18 protein-coding genes are annotated in these 19,588 nt (G+C 66.7%); 13 read left to right on the top strand and 5 right to left on the bottom strand.

Going from position 1 to position 19,588, the window contains the following annotated elements; genetic code table 11:
• Nucleotides 1-12 precede the first annotated feature (12 nt).
• The 4 genes from F3H32_RS11075 (at nucleotide 13) to F3H32_RS11060 (ending at nucleotide 4,411) form a co-directional block, all read left to right on the top strand.
• On the top strand, nucleotides 13-1,548 hold the full coding sequence (locus F3H32_RS11075; RefSeq protein ID WP_149765910.1) for a DUF2125 domain-containing protein: 1,536 nt from the start codon (nucleotides 13-15) through the stop codon (nucleotides 1,546-1,548).
• Between the two features lie 92 nt (nucleotides 1,549-1,640).
• Nucleotides 1,641-2,993: a TldD/PmbA family protein gene (locus tag F3H32_RS11070; RefSeq protein ID WP_149765909.1), complete on the top strand. Its 1,353-nt coding sequence runs from the start codon at nucleotides 1,641-1,643 to the stop codon at nucleotides 2,991-2,993.
• A complete protein-coding gene (locus F3H32_RS11065; RefSeq protein ID WP_149765908.1) occupies nucleotides 2,980-3,804 on the top strand; it encodes a 3'(2'),5'-bisphosphate nucleotidase CysQ in 825 nt (274 codons plus the stop codon). Before F3H32_RS11070 ends, F3H32_RS11065 begins: the two co-directional genes overlap by 14 nt.
• Nucleotides 3,805-3,862: 58 nt before the next feature.
• The gene (locus F3H32_RS11060; protein ID WP_149765907.1) at nucleotides 3,863-4,411 is read left to right on the top strand and encodes a flavin reductase family protein; all 549 of its coding nucleotides are present in this window, start codon (nucleotides 3,863-3,865) and stop codon (nucleotides 4,409-4,411) included.
• 90 nt (nucleotides 4,412-4,501) lie between these two features.
• Here F3H32_RS11060 and F3H32_RS11055 read toward each other — a convergent pair whose 3' ends face one another.
• Genes F3H32_RS11055 through F3H32_RS11040 form a run of 4 tightly spaced genes read right to left on the bottom strand, consistent with a single transcriptional unit; the run spans nucleotide 4,502 to nucleotide 8,580 of the window.
• Nucleotides 4,502-5,152 (bottom strand): PqiC family protein, encoded by a 651-nt coding sequence (locus F3H32_RS11055; protein ID WP_149765906.1) that lies wholly within the window; start codon nucleotides 5,150-5,152, stop codon nucleotides 4,502-4,504.
• Between the two features lies 1 nt (nucleotide 5,153).
• On the bottom strand, nucleotides 5,154-7,220 hold the full coding sequence (locus F3H32_RS11050) for a PqiB family protein (RefSeq protein ID WP_149765905.1): 2,067 nt from the start codon (nucleotides 7,218-7,220) through the stop codon (nucleotides 5,154-5,156).
• Nucleotides 7,217-7,903 carry a paraquat-inducible protein A gene (locus F3H32_RS11045; protein ID WP_149765904.1) on the bottom strand — a complete coding sequence of 229 codons (687 nt, stop codon included), beginning with the start codon at nucleotides 7,901-7,903 and terminating at the stop codon, nucleotides 7,217-7,219. Before F3H32_RS11045 ends, F3H32_RS11050 begins: the two co-directional genes overlap by 4 nt.
• On the bottom strand, nucleotides 7,900-8,580 hold the full coding sequence (locus F3H32_RS11040) for a paraquat-inducible protein A (RefSeq protein WP_149765903.1): 681 nt from the start codon (nucleotides 8,578-8,580) through the stop codon (nucleotides 7,900-7,902). Before F3H32_RS11040 ends, F3H32_RS11045 begins: the two co-directional genes overlap by 4 nt.
• Before the next feature lie 254 nt (nucleotides 8,581-8,834).
• On the opposite strand from F3H32_RS11040, the gene F3H32_RS11035 reads away from it, so the two are divergent.
• From F3H32_RS11035 to F3H32_RS11015, 5 genes are all read left to right on the top strand, one after another.
• Nucleotides 8,835-9,629: a flagellar motor protein MotB gene (locus F3H32_RS11035; protein WP_149765902.1), complete on the top strand. Its 795-nt coding sequence runs from the start codon at nucleotides 8,835-8,837 to the stop codon at nucleotides 9,627-9,629.
• A gap of 87 nt (nucleotides 9,630-9,716) precedes the next feature.
• Complete coding sequence (locus tag F3H32_RS11030; protein ID WP_149765901.1) at nucleotides 9,717-11,057, top strand: flagellar hook protein FlgE; 1,341 nt, start codon at nucleotides 9,717-9,719, stop codon at nucleotides 11,055-11,057.
• A gap of 47 nt (nucleotides 11,058-11,104) precedes the next feature.
• Nucleotides 11,105-12,556: a flagellar hook-associated protein FlgK gene (flgK, locus tag F3H32_RS11025; protein WP_149765900.1), complete on the top strand. Its 1,452-nt coding sequence runs from the start codon at nucleotides 11,105-11,107 to the stop codon at nucleotides 12,554-12,556.
• Nucleotides 12,553-13,572: a flagellin N-terminal helical domain-containing protein gene (locus F3H32_RS11020; protein WP_149765899.1), complete on the top strand. Its 1,020-nt coding sequence runs from the start codon at nucleotides 12,553-12,555 to the stop codon at nucleotides 13,570-13,572. The genes flgK and F3H32_RS11020 overlap by 4 nt, the downstream gene beginning before the upstream one ends.
• Nucleotides 13,569-14,669: a flagellar basal body P-ring protein FlgI gene (locus F3H32_RS11015; protein ID WP_149765898.1), complete on the top strand. Its 1,101-nt coding sequence runs from the start codon at nucleotides 13,569-13,571 to the stop codon at nucleotides 14,667-14,669. The genes F3H32_RS11020 and F3H32_RS11015 overlap by 4 nt, the downstream gene beginning before the upstream one ends.
• A gap of 71 nt (nucleotides 14,670-14,740) precedes the next feature.
• On the opposite strand, the gene F3H32_RS11010 is transcribed toward F3H32_RS11015, so the two are convergent.
• The gene (locus tag F3H32_RS11010) at nucleotides 14,741-15,391 is read right to left on the bottom strand and encodes a carbonic anhydrase (protein WP_115755707.1); all 651 of its coding nucleotides are present in this window, start codon (nucleotides 15,389-15,391) and stop codon (nucleotides 14,741-14,743) included.
• 140 nt (nucleotides 15,392-15,531) lie between these two features.
• Here F3H32_RS11010 and F3H32_RS11005 point away from each other — a divergent pair, with 140 nt between their 5' ends.
• The 4 genes from F3H32_RS11005 to F3H32_RS10990 all read left to right on the top strand — a co-directional run bounded on the left by F3H32_RS11005 (nucleotide 15,532) and on the right by F3H32_RS10990 (nucleotide 19,585).
• The gene (locus F3H32_RS11005; RefSeq protein WP_188128647.1) at nucleotides 15,532-15,909 is read left to right on the top strand and encodes a hypothetical protein; all 378 of its coding nucleotides are present in this window, start codon (nucleotides 15,532-15,534) and stop codon (nucleotides 15,907-15,909) included.
• Nucleotides 15,910-15,979: 70 nt separating this feature from the next.
• Nucleotides 15,980-17,383 (top strand): leucyl aminopeptidase family protein, encoded by a 1,404-nt coding sequence (locus tag F3H32_RS11000; protein ID WP_149765924.1) that lies wholly within the window; start codon nucleotides 15,980-15,982, stop codon nucleotides 17,381-17,383.
• Nucleotides 17,380-18,228 carry a C40 family peptidase gene (locus tag F3H32_RS10995; protein WP_149765897.1) on the top strand — a complete coding sequence of 283 codons (849 nt, stop codon included), beginning with the start codon at nucleotides 17,380-17,382 and terminating at the stop codon, nucleotides 18,226-18,228. Before F3H32_RS11000 ends, F3H32_RS10995 begins: the two co-directional genes overlap by 4 nt.
• A gap of 160 nt (nucleotides 18,229-18,388) precedes the next feature.
• Nucleotides 18,389-19,585 carry a PQQ-dependent sugar dehydrogenase gene (locus tag F3H32_RS10990; RefSeq protein ID WP_149765896.1) on the top strand — a complete coding sequence of 399 codons (1,197 nt, stop codon included), beginning with the start codon at nucleotides 18,389-18,391 and terminating at the stop codon, nucleotides 19,583-19,585.
• Nucleotides 19,586-19,588: the final 3 nt, after the last annotated feature.

Genomic DNA, 19,588 nt, shown 5'->3' with positions numbered 1-19,588 from the left:
AGGTGTTATGAAATGAACCTGCGACTGACAAGCTCGGCTCTGGCGCTGGCTGCGATGACCGGCCCGGCCCTTGCCGACGTGACTTCGGAACAGGTGTGGCAGTCCTGGGTCGATTACTACCAATCGGTCGGCTATAGCGTGACCGAGGGCAAGCGCGACAAGGCCGGCGATACGCTGACCCTGACCGACCTGACGATCCAGGGCGGCATGCCCGAAAGCCAGGTCAGCGTCAGCATCCCCCAGGTCACGCTAAGCGAAACCGGCGATGGCAAGGTCAAGACCGTCTTTGCCGACCAGATGACCGGCACGGCGCATGGCACCGATCCCGACGGGCAAAGCTACAGCCTGCCCTTTGCCGTCGCCCTGCCCGGCAACGTCATCATCACCTCGGGCGCGGCCCAGGACATGACGCATGATTTCGACTATCCGGCGATGGATATCACGCTGACCACGATGACGCGCGGCGACAAGGAACATCCGCTGCCGATCAAGGTCGGCATTGCCGAATCCACCGGCATCTTCCACATCGTCGCCGGATCGCCGGCAAAATACGATTATACGATGAAATCGGGCAAGATCACCTTCTCGGGCAATGTGGACAACGAGGAAGGCGACAAGATCGGCTTCGAAGGCAATCTCGACGATCTGGACCTTACCGGCGAGATGGCCGTTCCCGACGGCGCCCGGATCGAAGAGGACATGAACGCCGCGCTCAAGGCCGGCCTGGTCATGAGCGGGGTGCTGAAATCCGGTGCGCTGGCCGCCAGCTTCGACTTTGCCGGCACCGACGAAGCCGGCGAGCCGACCAGCGGCGCGGGAAAGTTTGACGGCAAGGGCTTCGACCTTAGCTATAGCCTGTCGCAGGACGGCATGGCTTATCAGGCGGGCTCGGATGCCGGCAGTTTCGAACTGTCCGCGGCCGACATGCCGTTTCCGATCAATTACGCCATCGAAAGCGGCAGCTTTGACATGCAGCTTCCGGTGATGCAGTCCGACGACGCGCAGCCGTTCAAGTTCGCCTATTCCCTGGCTGGTCTGACGCTGGGCGATGCGATCTGGAACCTGTTCGACGCCCAGGGCCAGTTGCCGCGCGACCCGGCCTCGCTGGACATCGACGTGACCGGACAGATGAAGGTGGTCAAGGACATCTTCGATCCGGCCGGCCTGGCAGCAGCCCCGCAAGAGGCGCCGGCCGAGGGGACCGAGACCGCCGAGCCGCAGCCCTTCGAGCCGGTCGAGGTCACGATCAACCAGGTCGCGCTGGATGCATTGGGCGCCAAGGTGAACGCCCAGGGCGCGCTGAATGCACCGGAAGGCGGCGACATGACCACCCCGGTCGGCGAGATCAACGCCACCTATGAGGGCGTGAACGGGCTGATCGACAAGCTGGGCGCCATGGGCCTGATCCCCGAGGATCAGATCATGGGCGTGCGCATGATGATGGCCATGTTCGCCAAGCCGGTCGCCGAGGGCGAAGACAAGCTGGAAACCAGGCTGGAGTTCAGGGAAGACGGCACGATCTTCGCCAATGGCCAGCAGATCAAGTAATCCGGCCGCGGGCACGGGTTCCAACGCCCGGCCCGCCCCGGCGGATCTTGTGGCGGGGCCGGCCGGCCCCCCGCCCCATTCAAGGTGAACCCATGTCCGAATATCATCGACTAGAGGCTTTGACGCAGCAGCTTCTGACCACGGCGCGCAAGGCGGGGGCCGAGCAGGCCGACGCCGTTGCGCTGGAGGCCGCCGCCGTCTCGGTCGACATGCGCGGCGGGAAGCTGGAACATGCCGAGCGCGCCGAGGGGGTCGAGATCGGGCTGCGGGTGCTGCTGGGCGGGCGGCAGGCTTGCGTCTCGGCCTCGGACCGCTCGGACCGCACCATCGAAGAGATGGCCGCCCGCGCCGTCGCCATGGCGCGCGAGGCGCCGGTCGACGACACGCTGGGCCTGGCCGAGCCGGGGCAGCTTGCCCGCGACACCGACAGCGGCGCCTTGGACCTTTACGACCACGGCCCCGAGCCCACGCCCGAAGCGTTGCAGGAACTGGCCCTGCGCGCCGAGGCGGCGGCGCTTGCGGTCGATGGGATTTCCATGATCGAAGCCGCCAGCGCCAGCCATTCGCATCGGCGCATGTGGCTGGCCGCCAGCAACGGTTTCTCGGCCGGATATGGGCGCAGCGGCCACAGCCTGTCCGTGGTCGCCATCACCGGCGAAGGCTTGGGGATGGAACGCGACTGGGCCGGCGAAAGCCGCGTCCACGCCGCCGACATGCCCCCGCCCGAGGAAATCGGCCGGCTTGCCGCGCAGCGCACCCTGGCCCGGCGCGGGGCAAGAAAGCCGCCGACCGGCGCATTCCCCATTCTTTTCGACGAGCGCGTGGCCTCGGGCCTGATCGGCCATCTGGTCGGGGCGGCAAACGGCGCTTCGGTCGCGCGGGGCGCCAGCTGGTTGCGCGATGCGCTGGGGGAACAGGTGCTGCCCAAGGGGTTCGACCTGCGCGAGGACCCGCACCGGCCGCGCTATGGTTCATCGCGCCTGTTCGACGCCGAGGGGCTGGCGACGGCGCCGCGGATGATCGTGGCCGACGGCGTCTTGCAGGGCTGGACGCTGGATCTGGCCACCGGGCGCAAGCTGGGGATGGCCTCGACCGCCAATGCCATGCGCGGCGCGGGCAGCCCGCCTTCGCCCGGCGTGACCAATCTGGAACTGGCCCCCGGCGACAAGACGCCGCAAGAGCTGATCCGCGAAATGGGGCGCGGCATGGTCGTGACCTCGATGCTGGGCGCCTCGATCAACGGCACGACCGGGGATTATTCACGCGGCGCCGGCGGCTTCTGGGTCGAGAACGGCGAGATCGCCTATGCCGTCAACGAATGCACCATCGCCGGCAATCTGCGCGACATGCTGCTGCGCCTGACCGCCGCCAACGACCTGACCGACTGGCGGGCGATGCGTGTTCCCAGCCTTCTGGTCGAAGGAATGACGGTTGCCGGTGCGTGACGACCTTGCCCTGCTGGAGCAGGCCGCGCAGGAAGCCGGCGAAATCGCGCTGCGTTTCTGGCGGAAATCGCCGCAAGCCTGGGACAAGGGCGGCGGCGCGGGCCCGGTGACCGAGGCCGACCTGGCCGTCAACGCGCATCTGGAACGCCTGCTGCGCGGCGCGCGTCCCGATTACGGCTGGCTGAGCGAGGAAAGCCCGGACGATCCGGCCCGGCTTCAGGCCCGGCATTGCTTCATCATCGACCCCATCGACGGCACCCGTGCCTTTATCGACGGGCAGGTGGGATTTTCCCATTCGCTGGCCATCGCAAGCGGGCATCAGGTGGTGGCGGGGGTGGTGCATCTGCCGGCGCAGCGCACGACCTATGCGGCGATGGCCGACGGGCCGGCATTGCGCGACGGCAAGCCCATCGCGCCCTCGGGCTTGGGGCTTGGCGATGCGCGGGTCCTGACCAGCAAGGCGTCGCTGGCCCCGGCATATTGGCGCGGCAAGGCGGCGCCTTTCAAGCACAGCTTCCGACCATCCCTGGCATGGCGGCTGTGCCTGGTCGCCGAGGGGCAGTTCGACGCCACGCTTTCGACACGGCCCGCATGGGAATGGGACGTGGCGGCCGGCAGCCTGATCGCCGCCCGAGCCGGCTGCCTGGCCAGCGATCTGTCCGGCGAGGCGATGCGGTTCAATGCGCCCAAGCCGCTGACCGACGGGCTGATGGTGGCGGCCCCGGCGCTGCACGCGCAGATGCTGGCGGCCATGACCCCGCGCATGATGATGCCCGGCGGTCGGGTTGATGCGCCGCCCCCCGCCGACTAAGAAGAAGGGGAAAAGGCCGGACCCGCTGGCCTTGTCCCGCAGATGACAGGGCGCGAACATGAGCCGTCTTCCCCCCGCGACCCGTGACCGGCTGGCCGACGAGATCACCTTTCACCCCGCCACGGCCGAGGCGCGGCTGCTGCGCGAGGCGCTGGGGCGTTTCGCCACCGGCGTGACCGTGGTGACGACCGCCGGGCCGCAGGGGCCGCTGGGCATGACGGTGAACAGCTTTTCCAGCGTCTCGCTGGAGCCGCCCCTGGTCTTGTGGTGCCCGGCCCGCGCCTCGGCCCGCCATGCAGCCTTTGCCGAGGCTGCGGCCTGGTCCGTGCATGTGCTGGGCGCCGAGCAATTGGAAACCTGTTTGCGTTTCACCCGCGGCGGCCGGCAGTTCGACGGGCTGGAAACCGCGCTGACGGAGGAGGGGGTGCCGGTCATCCCCGGCGTTGCGGCCCGTTTCGACTGCGCCGCCCATGCCGTGCATGCGGCGGGGGACCATTCGGTGCTGATCGGGCGGGTGCTGCGCGTGACCGTGGCGGGTCCCGGCGATCATCCGCTGGTCTTTGCCGCCGGCCGCTTTGGCCAGTTCGAGCCCGATGACGGGCCCTAGCAGGGGGCTCTGCCCCCACGCCCTGCCCGCCCCTTGACGGGGCGCGCAAGGCGTTCCCCCGGAGTATTTGGAAAACGGTGAAAGCCGGGCTTAGCTGCCCTCCAGCGGCGGCAGGGGCTGCGAGAAGATGTCGTCCATGCCGGGCAGCGGCGCGGTGCTGGTGCGGATCGACCGGCCGGGTCCCGAAAGCGTGGCGATCTGGCGGGCAAGCCGGGCGATGGCCTGGGATTGCGCGCGGGCGATGGCGGCGGGGCTTTGGTCGGCCAAGGGCACGGAAATGTCGAAGCCGCGCGCCTGGTTCGCGCCGCCCGCGCCCTCGTCCGCGACGAAATAGCGCCCGGTCAGCCGATAGCTGCCGTCGGCCTGCGCCAGCGCCTTTTCGACCCGCACCTCCAGCCGGCGCTGGGGCGGTTCGGCCAGCGGCCAGGGCTCGGCGATGACCGTGGCGCCCGAAAGGTCCGAGATGCTGCGCGCCAGCGCCAGGGTGAAGGCCCGCTGCGGGTTGTCCGCCCAAAGCTGTTTCGTGTTCGAGCGCACGGCGCCGTCGCCGGTCTGCCAGCTGACCTCGTCGCCCGAGGCATAGTCGGGCAAGGACACGTCCTTGAGTTCCACCGTGCCCAGCCGGTCGGCCACCCGCGCGCCCGCCAGGGGCGGGTCGATCAGGTAGCGCGCGGTCTTTTCGCCGTTCGAGCAGGCGCCAAGCAGGGCAAGACAGGCGGCAGAGGCAAGGATCAGGCGCATCTTATCGTCCCAGGATGAAGGCTTGCGGATTGCGTTCGATGGTGCGGGCCAGCGACCCGAAGGCATTGGCGGCGCGGCGCATCTCGCGCATCAGGTTGATGGTTTCGGTGTTGAAGCTGGAGCGGTCGCCATAGGCGGCGATCACCGCATCGGCGCGCGCCGCCAGGGCTTCCAGCCGCGCGGAAAGCTGCGGCAGGCGGCGGGCCGCGGCCGAGACGTCCTGCGCCGCCGTGCTGGCCGAGGCGAGCGCCGCGTTCAGGCTGCCCGCCGCATTGCCGTCGCGCAGGTCGTTGAGCAGGCCCGATGCGGCTTTCAGCGTCTGCGACAGGTCCCTGGGCAATTGCTCGGCGTCCTCGGTGCCCAGAAGCGCCCGGACATCCCTGAGGATGCCCTCGGCCTCGGTGCCGATGGCGGCATAGTCCACCGCCTCGATCTTGACGGCGGCGGCGTCAATCTGGTCGACCATCGCCGGCACGTCGGCGGCCGCCAGCTTGACCGCCTCGGCCGCGGCCGCAGCCTCGTCCACCATATGCCGCACCTGGCCCACCGCGCCGGATTCGCGCAATTCGGTGGTGACCTGGCGGATCTCGCCGGCAGCGGCCTGCGCATCCTCTAGCGTGCCGCGCAGGGCGCCGGGGATGGCGCGGGTGTCTTCGCTGCTGGCGATGGCGGTGATGCTGTTCATCATGTCGGTGATGGATTTCAGCGCCTCTTCCATGGGCAGGTCGCCGATGCGGGCCAGGAAGCCCTGGGCGGTTTCGCTGAAGTCCGAAACGTCGCCGGGAACCGAGGGTATCACCGGATGGGGCTGGGCCGCCCGGTCCAGCGCCGCCGGCATGGCCTGGGGCAGTTCGACCAGTTCGACTTGCAGCGAGGTTCCGAAAAAGCCGGCGCTGGCGACGCGCGCGCGCAGGCCGCCATCGACCTGTCGGGCCAGGAAATCCAGCGCCTGTTCGGGCGTAGTGTCACCGGGCAGGCCAAGGCGCGCCGGGGTGACGGCCAGCGTCACCTCTTGCTCGACATGGTCGCGCCCCTCGGCATCCGGGACGACCCTGGCGGCAAGATCGGTCACGCGCCCCACGGTCAGGCCCATGAACTGGACATTGGCCCCCGTCTCCAGCCCCTTGACCGATTCCGCGATGCGCATGGTCAGCCGCAGCATCTGCGAGTCGTCCAGGAACAGGTTGCTGCGGGCCGTGGTCTCGTCGGGTTGCAGGGCGAAGACATGGCCGTCCTCGACCGGGGCGCCGCCCGAGGCAAGCGTGGCAAATTCCGCGCCGCCTTGCAGCACCGAGGCCAGCGAGTTCACATTGAGCGACAGCCCCCGCGCGCCCAGCGAGACAGAAAATCCCGACGTGTCCCAGAAAACGGTGCTGGTGGTCAGCCGCTGGTCATGCGGCGCGGCGATGAAGACATCGGCCAGCACGCTTTCGTCATCCTCGGCCAGGCGCAGGTTCTGCATCTGCCCGACCGGCAGCCCGCGGAACATCACCGGTGCGCCCTCGGTCATACCGCGCGAGCGTTCGGTGGACAGAACGATCCAGGTGCCCTGTTGGCCGAAACTGGTCAGCGGCGGCCGGTCCAGCCCCTGAAAGCGCATCTGCGGCTGATCCGGCTTGTCGTCCCAGAATCCCTCGACGAAGGCGCCGGTCAGCACCGTGTCCAGCCGCGAGATGCCCTGGGCCGAGACCTGCGGCCGCACGATCCAGAACTGCGCCTCGCTGTCGATATAGGGGGCCAGGTCCTTGTCCACGCGCATGTTGACCAGCACCTGTTGCAGATCCTCGGTAAAGCGCACCGATTCGACCTTGCCGACGGTGATCTCGCGGAATTTCAGCGCCGTTTCGCCCGGCGTGATGCCGGTTGCGTCCTTGAAGGCGACCGAAACCAGCGTGCCGCGCCCGGCGATCATGTTCCAGCCGACCCCCAGGGTCACGATCAGCGCCGCTATGGGCACCAGCCAGATCAGCGGCAGCCCGGCCCGCACGGCGCGGTTCGCGGGCTTGCGGGCGGATTCGGCGGGTTTCAGGGGTGCTTCGCTGCGCGGGGGCGAGGGCCTGTCGGTCATTCCTGGTCCTTGCGGCTGCGCAGCGGAAGGCCGCGCCAGATCAATCTTGGGTCGAAGCTTTGCGCGGAAAGCATGGTGAAGGCAACCGACAGCGCAAAGGACACCGCCGCAGGGCCGGGATGGATCGAGGCGACGAAGCCAAGCTGCACCAGCGCCGACAGGATCGCCACCACGAAGACGTCGATCATCGACCAGCGGCCGATGAACTCGACCACCTCGTAAAGCGCCAGCCGCTTGTGGGCGGCCCCGACCGTCGCCGGCCGCCCCGCCACCACCGCCAGCCAGGCGACGGCGATGAACTTGCCGACCGGCACCATGACAGAGGCGATGAAGATGATCGCGGCAATGCCATGGTTGCCGTAATGCATCAGCTCGACCACGCCGCCCAGGATGGTGGATTCGCTGTTGCCGCGCAGCCCGCCGAAGGTCGAGGTCTTGAGCATCGGAAACAGGTTCGCGGGGATATAGAAGATAAGCCCGGCCAGCAGCCAGGCCCAGACCGCGTTCAGGCAGCGTCGGTCGGGCGGCACCAGCGCGCCGCCGCAGCGCCGGCAGGTCGTTTCGGTCTCGGGCCAGGCCCGGCCGCAACTGCGGCAGCCGACCAGCCCGGCGCGATGCGCGGTCAGCACCGGAGCTTCGGGGATGGGCGCATCGGCGGGGTGCGGATCGGCGGGCGCGCTCATGCCCGCGGCTCGGGGGCGATCTCGCGCCCGTCGGTGGCCACGCCGGCGTCCTCGATGGCGTCCCAGATCGTCGCGGCACTGGTAAAGGCGTTGCTGGCGGCATTGACCAGGATCAGCCCGCAAAAGGCCCAGAAGGCCGGGCCGAAGCTGATATTGGCCAGACCGCCCACCTTGACCAGCGCGATGGCGGTGCCGATGACAAAGATCTCGGCCATGGACCACGGCCGCAGCGTCTCGGACAGGCGAAAGGCGGGGACGGCATGGGCAAAGGGCGGCCGGTTTCGCGACAGGGGCAGCAGCGTATAGACCAGCAGCAGCGCCCGCAGCACCGGCAGGCCGACGATGCTGCCCAGCACCGCCACGGTCAGCGGCATCAGCGCGCCATGCGAAAAGGCCAGCGCCACCCCGAACAGCGAGGTCTGGTTGCCGAACCCCATGCGCGAGATTTCCAGGAAGGGAAAGAACACCGCCCCGACCATCAGCACCAGCGAGGCAAAGGACAGCGCGATGATCCGGGTAAAGGCGCCGGCGCGCGGACTGGCCAGCACCGTGTTGCAGCGCAGGCAGCGCGCGGTCTCGCCCGGCTCCAGCTCGCGCTCGACATGCAGCGCGTCGCAGCGCGGACAGGCGATCAGCCCCGCGCCGGTGGACAGGTCATATGCGCCCTCGGTTTGCATCGGTGCAGAATATAGGCGCGCATGGCGGGCGCAAGGTGGCGCAACAGCACCGATTCGCCGGGGCAGCGCGCCCGCCCCGGAGCGGTGCAGGGATGGCCCGGTGGCGGACAAACCAGATAACATTCTGATATTTATCCGGTTGTTTCCATCGCGGGCCGGCCCGTTGCCGGCGAAATAAGCGGCATTTGAGCCGTTAACTGGTATTTTGCGCCGCAAAGCTGAACCTTCCGGACAGGCAGCGAAAGGAATGGCTCATGGCCGGTAACGGGGGCTGTGCCCCGATCATCATCAAGAAGGTGCAGGGTTCCTGCGAGGGCGGCCATCACGGCGGCGCCTGGAAGGTCGCCTATGCCGATTTCGTCACCGCGATGATGGCCTTTTTCCTGCTGATGTGGCTGCTCAACGCCACAACGGAAAAGCAGCGCCAGGGGCTTGCGGATTACTTCAACCCGACGCTGATCCAGTCGACGCGCAGCGGCCACGACGGCCCCTTCGGCGGCGAAGTCCAGGACGCCAAAACCGATTCGGGCCAGGGCGCCGGCGCATCGCGCGACACGCTTGCCGCCCAGTCGCCCCAGGCCGCCAGCTTCGAGGATATGGCCCGCCACGTCCAGGACCAGCTGACCGGCAGCGGCGCCGAGTCCATGCAAAAGGTCAATCTGCTGCGCCATGTCGTCACGCGCATGACCGATGAAGGGCTGGTCATCGAGTTGACCGACCTGATGGACGAACCGCTTTTCGTCGGGGACAGCGCCCAGCCTACGCCAGCGATGCAGGAACTGGCAGGCATTCTTTCGGGCGTGCTGGGGCGGGTCAAGAACCAGGTCGCCCTGACCGGCCATGTCCGCGCCTATCCTGAAATGCTGATCCAATCGCCGGTCTGGGCGCTTTCTGACGCCCGCGCCCACGCATTGCGCAACCTGCTGGAAGGCGCCGGTTTCGACGCCAGGCGCGTCCAGCGCGTCACCTCTTATGCCGACCGGCGCAACCGTTCGGTCAACCCGATGGACCCCAACAACAACCGGATCGAAGTTATTTTACTAAGATAGATCGCCCGCACCCGCCGCTGTTAGCGGCATGTTAACCCGCTGGCGGTACAGTTCCAGCAAGAACGACTCACACAGGATGACAATGGAATGTCGATCTCATCTGCCCTCAGCGCCGGGGTGTCCGGTCTTGCCGCCAATTCGACGCGCCTGGCCAACATCTCGGACAATATCGCGAACTCCAGTACTTATGGCTACAAGCGGGTGGATACCAGCTTCGAAAGCATGGTGATCAACCAGGGCCGCGGCGGCGGGCTTTATACCGCGGGCGGGGTGCGGGCCACGACCAGCCGGGTGGTCGATCAGCATGGCAGCCTGGTCCCCACCGGTCATCCGACCGACATCGCGATTTCGGGGCGCGGGATGCTGCCGGTGATCAATTCCGCCTCTATGGGTGCCGCCCCCGGCAGCCCGCGGGAACTGGTCATGACCACCACCGGCGCATTTCGCACCGACGACCAAGGCTATCTGCGCACCAGTTCCGGGCTGATCCTGATGGGATGGCCAGCGAACAGCGACGGCACCATTCCCAGCCAGCCGCGCGATTCGGCCACCGGGTTGCAGCCCATCTTGGTCAATCCCAGCCAGACCGCAGCCGACCCGACGACGCAGATCAACCTGCGCATGAACCTTCCGGCCGATGACGCGGCTGGCGGCAATACCGGCGATCCCTGGGAAATGGAGGTGGAATATTTCGGCAATCTCGGCAGTTCCGAAAGGATGACCTTCTCGTTCACGCCCGATGTCGCCGGGCCGGCCGGGATGCGAACAAACAGCTGGACGATGGAGATTCGCGATTCCGCCATCGTCAACGATCCGGGGACCCCGGCCGACGAATCGCTGATCGGCACCTATACGCTCGAATTCAACGACAGCCAGACCGGCGGCGGAACGCTTGCCGGCGTCACCCCCATCGCCGGCACGGCCTATGATCCGGCAACCGGCTTTCTGACGGTTCCCGGCGCGAACGGGCCAATGACCATCAACCTGGGCCGTCAGGGCGACAGCCAGGGAATCACCCAGCTCAGCGCCAATTTCTCGCCCGCCAACGTCACCAAGAACGGCTCGCCCGTCGGCAATCTCACCGGGCTGGAAATCGACGAGAACGGCTATCTTCAGGCCACCTACGACACGGGCTTCACCCGACCCTTGTATCAGGTGCCGCTGGTCGACGTTCCCAATCCCAACGGCCTGATCGCCATGGATAATCAGACCTACAAGGTCTCGCCCGAATCTGGCGGCTTCTATCTGTGGGACGCCGGTGACGGCCCCACCGGCGCAATCGCAGGCTATGCGCGCGAAGCGTCCACCACCGACGTGGCCGCCGAATTGACCGATCTGATCCAGACCCAGCGCGCCTATACCTCGAACGCCAAGGTGATCCAGACCGTCGATGAGATGTTGCAGGAAACGGCGAACCTCAAACGCTGATACTTGGCCGGGGCTTCACGCCACCCGCGCAAAACCGGAGCTTGACCATGAGCATTTCGTCCGCAATCTCCAACGCCGTTTCCGGTCTCACCGCGGCCTCCCGCGGCACCGAAATCGTGTCATCGAACATTGCCAACGCGCTGACGCCCGGCTATGCGCGCCGGGAACTCGACCTGTCCTCTCGCCTGTCCCAGCATGGCGGCGTGGGCATCGACGGCGTCAGCCGGATATTTACCGCCGGCTTGGTCGCCGACAACCGTCTTGCCTTGGCAGAGGTCGGCTCATCCCGAACCGCAGCCGCGTTTCATGCCGCCATGGAACAAGCCTTCGGCACGACCGAGGCTTCTTCCCTGGGGCAAAACCTGGCCGACTTCGAATCGGCCCTGGCCAGCGCCGCCTCGCGCCCGGACAGCGATGTGCGGCTGGCAGGCGTTCTGGATACGGCCACCGCCCTGGCCAAGAAGATCAACCACATTTCCGCAACGATCCAGGCCCAACGCGGCAAGGCCGATCAAGCGATCGAAAACGACGTCTCGCGCCTGAATGATGCGCTGCAACAAGTGGCGAAACTGAATGACCAGATCGTCACCCTGACAGCCCAGGGCAAGGATGCCTCTTCCTTGATTGATGCCCGTCAGGCGGCGACAGACGAAATCGCCGATATCCTGCCGATCAAAGAGGTGCCGCGCGAAAACGGCCGCATCGCCCTGTTCACGCCCGCCGGCGCAATCCTTCTGGACGGAACGGAACCCGCCCGGATCGAATTCGACGCCAGTTCGGGCATCACGGCCGGAATGTCCTTGGCTGACGGCACTCTTTCGACGGTCATCTTCAACGGCAAACCCCTCGGCGACGCACAGCTCGCCATGTTCGAAGGCGGAAGCCTGGGTGCAAATTTTGCGATCCGCGATCAGATCGCTTCTGGTTATCAACAGCAGATCGACGCTTTCGCGCGCGATCTCTATGATCGGCTGTCGGATCCGGCAATAGATCCGTCCTTGAATGCGGCCAGTCACGGCCTGTTTACCGACGCCCAAGGCGCGTTCGATCCAGCCCAGGAAGCCGGCTTCGCCAGCCGTATTGCAGTGACGTCACTTGCAAATCCCGATGCGGGCGGGGAATTATGGCGCATTCGTGCCGGGATCAATGCAAGCAGCGCTGGAAACTCGGGGGAAAGCGCGCTGCTCGACCGGCTGGGCGCGGCCCTGTCGGCCGCCCGTCCGCCTGCATCGGGCAGTCTTTCCGACACGCCGCGCAGCTTGCAAACGCTTTCCGCCGAGTTGTCTTCAGGCGCCGCTACAAACCGCATCCGATCCGATGCCGCCGCCATGCAAGGCAGTTCGCGCCAGTCCGGCCTTCAGGCCGCGCTTCTTGCCGAGGGGGTCGATAGCGACAGGGAAATGGAAAACCTGCTTTCCCTGGAGCGCGCATATGCCGCAAATGCCAAGGTCTTTCAGGCCGCAAATGACATGCTAGACGCGATATTGAGGCTGACATGAGTTCCTTTCATTCCATCGGTGATCTATCCCGCTCCTATCAACTCCGCCTTGGCCAGCACGGCTTGAAAACCCGGCTCGACCGGTTGACCGAGGAATTGATGACAGGGGTGAAAGCCGATATTCCAAAGGCTTTGGCCGGGGATATCTCTGGCCTTGCGCATATCGAATCGCGCATGAAAATGTTGCAAACCTTCCAGCAAAACGCGTCTGAAGGGCAGAACCGTTTCACGACCATGCAATCCGTACTTGAGCGGATGCAGTCCGTGGTGGATGAACTGGGTCCCCGATTGCTAAGCGAGCCCAGCATTGCCAGCGACCAGGACTTGAGAAATCGGGCCGATAACGCAAGGCAGGATTTCCAATCCATGCTTACCGCGCTTAATACCAGTTCCGGCGGGCAGTATCTGTTTTCGGGAAGCAAGTCCGACAGCGCCCCGATCGGCGCGCTTACAGCCATGCTGGCCGATTTGAATGCGGCCGTCGCCGGCGCGACAACGGCCGCCGGGATCGCGGGCCGCATTGATGCCTGGTTCGACTCCGCGCCTGGCTCAGGCGGTTTCGCCGACACCTTCTATCAAGGCGATGATAGCGGGGATACCCGTTTCCTGATCTCTCCGGATCGCCACATCAACAGCAAGCTGACGGCAAATTCTTCGGAACTACGGGATACTCTCAAAGGCATGGCGATCATCACCTATGCCTCCGAAGCAGGCGCGGCGATCAGCACCGACACCTTACGGGAACTCTTTTCCGAAGCGGGGGCGCGGCTGGTCAAAGCAACTATCACCCTGACCTCGGCGCGGTCCGACCTGGGGCAACAGCAGGCTGCGATCACGCAAGCGCAGGCGCGGAACGCGGCCGAAATAACCGCGCTTTCCCTGGCGCGCACGAACATGGTGGGTGCGGATCCCTATGAAACCACGACCGCCCTGGAGGAGACCGAAGCCAGGATTCAAAGCCTCTACGCGCTGACCGCCCGGCTGTCCAAGCTTAGCTTGACGGATTACCTGTCATGAGGTTTCTATGTCTTATCCTGCTTTTGTTGGGCCTTGCCGGTCCGGCGTTCAGCGCCCCGGTCCGTATCAAGGATCTTGCGAATATAGACGGCGTCAGAGGAAACGACCTGGTGGGATATGGGCTTGTCGTCGGACTCAATGGCTCGGGCGACAGCTTAAGAAACTCGCCCTTTACCGAAGAAATCATGGCAGGCTTGCTCGAACGGCTGGGGGTGAACGTCACCGATGAAGCATTTAGGCCAAAGAACGTCGCGGCGGTGATCGTCACCGCGACCTTGCCGCCATTTGCGCGGGCCGGATCGCAAATCGACATCAATGTCGCCGCCATCGGTGACGCAAAAAGCCTGCTGGGCGGAACGCTGGTCATGACGCCGCTGAACGCCGCGGATGGCGAAATTTACGCCGTGGCCCAAGGCTCGGTCCTGGCCGGCGGGGCCGAGGCGTCCGGCGCGGCCGCATCCGTGGTCCAGGGGGTGCCGACGACCGGCACGATTCCTTCGGGCGCCAGGGTGGAACGCGAGGTCGCCTTCGATTTCTCGCAAATGACCAACCTGCGGCTGGCGCTGCGAAATCCGGACTTCACGACGGCGGCCCGCGTCGAGGCCGCGATCAATCGAACGCTGGGCCGCGGGCTTGCCGAACTGATGGATTCGGGAACCATCGCCATCGATTCGACCGTTCTGGGCAAGGTGAACCCAGCCCGGCTGATCGGGCAGATCGAAAACATCACGGTCGAGCCCGAAACCGCGGCACGCGTCGTCATCGATCACAAGTCGGGCACAATCGTCATGGGCGAGGACGTGCGGATCTCGCGCGTCGCCGTTTCACAGGGGAACCTGACGCTGCGGGTCCGCGAAACGCCCGTCGTGTCGCAGCCGAACCCGTTCGCCGAGGGGGAAACCGTCGTCGTGCCCAGGACCCAGGCGGAAATCACCCAGGAACCGGGCATAGGCTTTGCCGAGGTGGCCGGCGAATCATCCTTGTCGGACGTCGTCGCGGGACTGAATGCATTGGGCATCCGGCCTCGCGATATGATCGACATCCTGAAGGCGGTTCATGCAGCCGGGGCGCTTCATGCCGAATTCATCGTGAACTGATCCCGAAACTGCCGCGGCCCAGGTCGCGGCACCACCACCGCGAACCTGTGCGACCATGTCCTGGATGGCGATCAGATGACGGGCGCGAAACCCCCAGCCTGGTTGTCGTATTGTTCCAAGGTGCCCTCGGCGATATCGTGCAACACGCCGTGCAAGGACAGGTTTCCGGTCTCGACCGCCTCGCTGACGAACGGAAAGGTCATCAGGTTCTCAAGCGATACCAGCACCGCCTGTCGCTCCAACGCGCGAATCTGCTGTTCTTTCGGCAAGGGCGCCACGCGCTCATATCCTGGGCGCAGGATATCCATCCAGCGTCCCACGAAACTGGTTCTTTCCTCAAGCTCGGGCGCATGGCCCGAACACATGGCATGACACCCTTGGACGCCACCGCAATTCGTATGGCCGACGACCACGACATGGGCGACCTTCAGCGTCTTGACCGCATACTCGACCGCTGCCGAAGTGCCGTGCTGCTCGCCATCCGGCGCATAGGGCGGGACCAGATTGGCGATATTGCGATGAATGAAGAACTCGCCGGTATCCGCACCGAAGATCGAGGTCACATGCACGCGCGAATCGCAGCAGGCGATAACCATGGCTCGGGGGTGCTGACCATCCTCGGAAAGTCGGCGGTACCAGACCCGGTTTTCGACAAAGGCTGTGGCGCGCCAGCCGTGATAGCGCTGAACCAGATACAGCGGCAGTGGACGTGCTTCTTTCATTACTTCCTCATCTACCGATCGAACGAGTGATAGCGGCGCAACCGATAAAGTTCGAGTGGTTTAGCATGCGCGCCATAACCTTTTCTTGATGGATCGATGCCAGTTTGCACGGCATGACAGGGCCCGAGATGGAAGCAGGAATGACCAAGATCGCAATTCTGGCCGTAGACGAACCGCCGCGGATCGACGTGCAAAGGCTCGACCAGATCATCCACGAACTGGGCGAACCGGCGGCCGCGCAAGTCATCGGCGCCGCGCTGGAACAGCTTGCCCTGGCGTTGCGCTGCACGGTCGCCGCTTCGCAACAGGGCGATCCCGGCGCCGTCGTAGCCCACGCCGACCAGCTTTCGCGGCTGGCGTGGCAGGTCGGGCTGGTCACCCTGGCAGGCGTCGCCATCGATGTCGGCGCCTGCGCCGAGCGCCGCGACCCGGCCGCGCTGGCTGCGACGACCTGCCGGCTGGAACGGATCGGAAACCGTTCGCTGACCGAATTATGGGACCTGCCGGAACACGCCTGAGCGGGGCGCCCTTGCAGCGCAGCCGCCCGGCGCTAGTTTGCCGCATAGGACAAACAGGAAGAGCATGCCGATGATTCCCGAATTTGCCGATCCCGAAGCACCTTCCCTGCCCCTTTGGTTGGTTCGGGCGGGCGATTCCGCCCCCGAAATCCCGCCCGAGGTCGAGCCGCTGGCCGCAAACTGGGCCAGGGCACAGGGCTTTTCGGGCAAGCCGGGCCAGCTTTGCCTGCTGCCTTCGGCCGAAGGTGGGCTGGGCGGCGCGCTGTTCGGCCTTGGGCCGCAGCCGAAGGCCGGCGAAACCCCCGGCCGCGAGCGTTTCCCGCTGGCCCGCGCGTCAGCCGCGCTGCCCGCAGGCAACTGGCATCTGGCGAACAGGCCGCAGGGCCTTGATCTGGCGCAGGCGGTGCTGGGCTGGCTTTTCGCGCAATACCGTTTCGACCGTTACAAGCGGATCGAGGCGCAGGCCGCCCGCCTTGTCTGCCCCCAGGAGCTGGACCGCGAGCGGTTGATCGCCATGGCGGCCGGCGAATACCTGGCCCGCGACCTGATCAATACCCCCGCATCAGACATGGGCCCGGACGAGCTGGAACAGGCCGCGCGCAATCTGGCCATCCGCCATGGCGCCGCCATCGAGGTGATTCGCGGCGATGACCTTATCGCGCGGAACTTTCCGATGATCCACGCCGTCGGCCGGGCGGGCGCGCAGCCGCCGCGGCTGATCGACATCCGTTTTCCCGGCACCGGCCCGCGGCTGACGCTGGTCGGCAAGGGGGTCTGCTTTGACACCGGCGGGCTGGACATCAAGCCGCCCGCCTCGATGGCGTTGATGAAAAAGGACATGGGGGGCGCGGCGAACGTGCTGGGCCTGGCCGAGACGCTGGCCCGGCTGGGGCTGCATCGCGACATGCAGCTGCGCATGCTGATTCCGGCCGTCGAAAACGGCATTTCGGCCAACGCCTTCCGGCCCGGCGACATCCTGACCAGCCGCAAGGGCCCCACCGTCGAAGTCAACAATACCGACGCCGAGGGGCGGCTGGTCCTGGCTGACGCGCTGGCGCTGGCGGACGAAGAGGCGCCGGACCTGCTGATCTCGATGGCGACGCTGACGGGGGCGGCCCGTGTCGCGCTTGGCCCCGATCTGGCGCCGCTGTTTTGCGACGACGACGGCTCGACCGCGACGATCCAGCGTGCCGGCCTGGCCCATGCCGACCCGGTCTGGCGCCTGCCCTTCTGGGAGCCGTATGAGGCGATGATCGAACCCGCCATCGCCGATCTGGACAATGCCCCGTCGGGCGGCTTCGCCGGGGCGATCACCGCGGCGCTGTTCCTGCGCCGCTTTACCGGGCAAGCGCGGTGTTATGCGCATTTCGACATCTATGGCTGGCAGCCTGTCGCCGCGCCGGGCCGGCCCAAGGGCGGCGCGGGCCAAGGCATGCGCGCCATCCTGCACGCCTTGCCGGACCTGCTGTCATGACGCCTTCCGACCCCCGCCTGACGCCCGCCACCGAACGCGTCGCGCTGGACAGCCTGCGCGGCATCCTGAAGCGGCCTGCCTACACGCCCGGCCGGCCGATGCGCCTGGCGCGGCCCTTGGCCGATCTGTGCCGGGCGCCGCAAGGCGGGCGCGACCGGCAAGTGAATTTCGGCGCCGATCTGGTGGTGGTGGAACAGCGGCAGGGCTGGGCCTTCGTCCAGGCGGCGGCGGAGGGCTATTGCGGCTGGGTCCGGGCCGAGGATCTTGACCCCGAGATGCCAGCGATCACCCACCGCGTCAGCGCCCCCGCCACCCATGTCTATGCCCAGCCGGACATGAAGTCGCCGGAACTGGCGCAGTTGTCGCTGGGTGCGCGGCTATCCGTCACAGCCATGCAGGGCCAATTCGCCCGGCTGGCACAAGGCGGCTGGGTGCCGGTGCAGCATGTTGCCGACCAGCCGGACGACGACCCCGCGACCGTTGCCGCGCGTTTTCTGGGCACGCCCTATCTGTGGGGCGGCAACAGCCGCAACGGCATCGACTGCTCGGGCCTGGTGCAGGCGGCGCTGGGGGCCTGCGCCCTGCCCTGTCCCGGCGACAGCGACATGCAGGAAGCCGCCTTTCCCCTGGCCGAGGGGGCGATTCGCCGCAACGACCTACTGTTCTGGCCCGGCCATGTCGCGCTGGCGCTGGATGCCGAACGGATGATCCATGCCACCGCCTTTGCCATGGCGGTGATCGTCGAGCCGATCGACCAAGCCATCACCCGGATCGAGGCCGCGGGCCAAGGTCCGCTGCGCAGCCGCCGCCGGCCCTGGCCGGGTCGGCCGGGCGCTTTCCCCTGATCGGCTGGCGATGCGGGGGACGATCCGGGCCTGGCGGGCCGGCCGCGCGCCCCCGCCAGCTTTCGGGACCAGGCACCGGACAGGCCTGCGGGCGCTTGGCGGAACGCAAGCGGCGGCTGGGGCGTTGCCCCGCAAACCCCTGTCAGCCGGAGCTGTGCCCATGATGCCGCCACGCGCCCCTGCCGCCCTGTTCCTTGCCGCCGCGACCTGCCTGTGGCCCGCGGCCTCGGTGCTGGCCCAGGTGAACGACCAGCCGCCCAATGCCAAGGGACAGGAGCCGGCCTTTCCCGGCCAGACCCGCGCCCCCGAGATCCGCCAGCAGGTCCCCATCGTCCCTAGCCCGGTGATCCGCGGGCTGGCCAATCCCTGGGGCATGGCGCTGTTGCCCGACGGCGGCTTGCTGATCACCGAGCGCGCCGGAAAGCTGCGCCTTTACCGCGACGGGCAGTTATCCCAGCCCATCAAGGGCTTGCCCCAGGTGGACGCGCGCGGCCAGGGCGGGCTGCTGGACGTGGCGGTGGCCCCAGATTTCCGCCGCACGCGGCAGGTCTGGTTCAGCTTTTCCCAGCCGCGGGGCGGGGGGCGCAATGCAACCGCGGTCGCCACCGCAAGGCTGTCTGCCGATGGCCTGGCGCTGGAAGAGATGCGGGTGATCTTCCAGCAGGAACCGGCCTGGGCCTCGACCCTGCATTTCGGGTCGCGCCTGGTCTTTGACGGCCAGGGCCAGCTATTCGTCACCACCGGCGAACGCTCGCTTCCCGAGCCGCGGCAACTGGCGCAGGATCTGACCACCCATCTGGGCAAGGTGCTGCGGATCGACCCCGAAACCGGGGGGCCAGCCGCCGGCAATCCGCTGCGGGACAGCCAGGCCCGGCCTGAAATCTGGTCCTGGGGCCATCGCAACATCCAGGCGGCCGCCCTGGACGGCCAGGGCAGGCTTTGGACGGTCGAGCATGGGCCGCAAGGCGGGGACGAATTGAACCGCCCCCAGGCCGGTCGCAACTATGGCTGGCCGGTGATCACCTATGGTCAAGACTACAGCGGCGCCCCCATCGGGCAGGGAATCACCCGGCACGAGGGGATGGAGCAGCCGGTCTATTACTGGGACCCGGTCATCGCGCCCAGCGGCATGGTGTTCTATGACGGCGCGATGTTCCCCGAACTTTCGGGCGATGCGCTGATCGGCGGCTTGCAGGCCGGGGCGCTGGTGCGGCTGCAAATCCAGGGCGACCGCGTCACCGGCGAACAGCGCCTGCTGCAAGGCATCGGCCGGGTCCGCGACATCGAGATCGCGCCCGACGGCGCGCTGCTGGTCCTGACCGATGCGGGCGAACTGATCCGGTTGGCGCGCGGCTGATTT

This window comes from Paracoccus thiocyanatus, from assembly GCF_900156255.1.
Taxonomy (GTDB): domain Bacteria; phylum Pseudomonadota; class Alphaproteobacteria; order Rhodobacterales; family Rhodobacteraceae; genus Paracoccus; species Paracoccus thiocyanatus.
This window is presented reverse-complemented; position numbering and strand designations above follow the sequence as displayed.